The organism is Anaerovorax odorimutans, from assembly GCF_024459955.1.
In the GTDB taxonomy this organism is placed as follows: domain Bacteria; phylum Bacillota; class Clostridia; order Peptostreptococcales; family Anaerovoracaceae; genus Hominibacterium; species Hominibacterium odorimutans_A.
The window spans coordinates 1-2,301 of the sequence record NZ_JANFXK010000050.1 but is presented as its reverse complement, the minus strand read 5'-3'; the positions used below and the strand labels follow the sequence as shown (position 1 = coordinate 2,301).

Sequence of the window (2,301 nt, the reverse complement as noted above, 5' to 3'; positions counted from 1 at the left end):
GGGACTTATAGCGAAGCTACTGGACTATTTTGAATAGCAATGACTTGAGGACTGCTTTGGCAGTCCTTGAGTGTTTGTATAAAGATAAGCCTCCATAGCTTTGACTTAGGGAGGCTTATTCTATAATATGCAAAGTGCATTTTTTGTTTTAGTTTTTCTTAGCGGTCTGATATTTTACTAATTCTTGTTCATATTTTTCGAAATAGCCCAGTCCTTCCAACCTGAATCTTTCTTGACGCAGTTTAGAAAAGACTGCGAGAGGAATTAATAGGAGACCTATCAATATAATCAATAGAAATACAATTCCTATTACGATATCTGTTGTGGCAAGTGTTTGAGTTGAAAGCCATTTTAAACTGATCGTTGAAAGTCCTGTAAGTACTGTTATGCATGTGAACAATCCCGGGGCGTAAATTGACTTTTTGTCAATATCTTTATAACGACGCCAGATAGCTGCACCAAATATAATGTGAACAATAGTTTCAAGATATCCAAATGCCATAGCAACGATTACAACTGCGGTCTCAAACTGTGGAGCAAGCAGCGTATAAATAACAAGAAGTAGTTCGGCACCATTATTAGTGATAATGGTCATGAATTTATTTTGCGGATAAAGCAGAGGGTCATCTGAACCGCCTACTATGTTATTCATAAAATAGAATCCACCCGGAAACAAATATTCTTCAAAATTATGTATGGGAACAAGTATAGCTAATATGCAGATCAACCGCTGTGGCACTTCCCATACATTCCATTGCCAAATTAAAAGCACAAACATTATTACACCGAGTATAAAGTTGGCATAGAGCCAGTTGTGGTCAACCCATTTATCTAGAATGGTCTGTTTTTTTTTCATTATTACACCTCCAAGGATTATTTTTTACCTATGTTGTAATCGGTTAACACGTGTAATATAATTATATCAGATTGGATAAGATCATCAACTTACACATTAAGTCTTAGTGTAAGATTGTGATATGAAGGAGCAGTATTATGAATAAACAGCCTGAGATAACGGATGCAACACGGGAGAATTTTATACAAGCTTTTTGTGAACTATATAAAAAAATGCCGATCAAAAAGATAACGGTAAAAGAAATTGCTGAAAGGGCTGGGTATAGTAGAGTAACATTCTACAGTTATTTCTCGAATCCATATGATGTACTAAATTATATGGAAGATGTTTTTATAAATCACGTAACAGAAGGCATATCAAAGAGCCTTTTGACTGATAGAAAGCTTGATGATTTTTTGATAACCTTTGTTAATCTGGCGAATGATAATTGCGCATATGGAAGTATACTGCTTCTTAAACCATTTTCTACTCAATTTATAAATCGCTTAAAGGAGAGCATGGTTCCAATTTTATTTGATTTATTTCACTTTAGTGCGGAAAATAAAAAAGCTGCGTATATCTTCGAATTCTATTTGCCAGGAATAATATCCGTTTTTTCAAAATGGTTTTGTGATAAAGAAAATATGCCGTTAGAAGAACTGGCCCATCTAATAGAGGGGATTTTGAAAGATGGTGTTTTGTCTCTATTGGAGGAAATGGTATCATAATAGATTTTGACAAATAATAGTTTGTGAGGTGGTAGTATGTTTGATGATATAAGGAGTAAAAGGGTAGTTTTTGTTGCACATTGTTTTCTGAATCAAAACTCCATATCCGATGGAACGGCAGTATATCCAGCGGCATTCAGAGTTATGGTTGATTTTTTCTTAAATGCGGATATTGGTATTGTCCAAATGCCCTGTCCTGAGCTTTACTGTTTAGGAATTGATAGAGGAAATATTCATGGTGCAGAAAGTCCTGTAATTGTAGAAAATACACGCATCCGCACAGAGATGAAAAAGGATAGCTCCGATATAGAATTAACGAGATTAGCTGATTATGTAGTGCGGCAAATCTTAGAATATGACAAATACGGATTTGAGGTTGTTGGCATTATTGGGGCGAATCGTTCCCCAAATTGTGGTATAGATACGACCTCAGACCATAATGAGGAAATTAGTGGAATGGGTTTATTTATGGAGAAGATTTCTTATCAATTATCAAGAGAAGACATATCTATTCCAATGATAGGTATAAAAGGAAAAGACAATATACAGGAAAAGCTTCAACAGCTAATGGATGGGGAGTTGTAGAAATGAAATCGAACAGTATTATATAACTCTCAGATTATCAATGTAAATCAAAAAGGATTGCATCGGTAGTCCTTTTTCTTTTTTCCACCCTACATAGCAGCAAAGCGGAAAGACCTATCCCGCTTTGCTGCTTTTTATTTACCATTCAAAAAG

The 2,301-nt window shown here is 35.1% G+C and carries 3 protein-coding genes; 2 read left to right on the top strand and 1 reads right to left on the bottom strand.

Annotation, left to right across the window (positions count from 1 at the left end; all coding sequences use genetic code 11):
• Positions 1 to 148 precede the first annotated feature (148 nt).
• Positions 149 to 856, bottom strand: coding sequence for an HXXEE domain-containing protein (locus NE619_RS17695; protein WP_256133815.1), 708 nt, complete (start codon positions 854 to 856; stop codon positions 149 to 151).
• A 137-nt stretch (positions 857 to 993) separates the two neighbouring features.
• Here NE619_RS17695 and NE619_RS17690 point away from each other — a divergent pair, with 137 nt between their 5' ends.
• Both NE619_RS17690 and NE619_RS17685 read left to right on the top strand, forming a co-directional pair.
• The gene (locus NE619_RS17690; protein WP_256133814.1) at positions 994 to 1,563 is read left to right on the top strand and encodes a TetR/AcrR family transcriptional regulator; all 570 of its coding nucleotides are present in this window, start codon (positions 994 to 996) and stop codon (positions 1,561 to 1,563) included.
• A gap of 36 nt (positions 1,564 to 1,599) precedes the next feature.
• Entirely contained in the window at positions 1,600 to 2,148 is a 549-nt protein-coding gene (locus tag NE619_RS17685; RefSeq protein ID WP_256133813.1) for a CD3072 family TudS-related putative desulfidase, read from the top strand.
• The last annotated feature ends 153 nt before the right edge of the window (positions 2,149 to 2,301 follow it).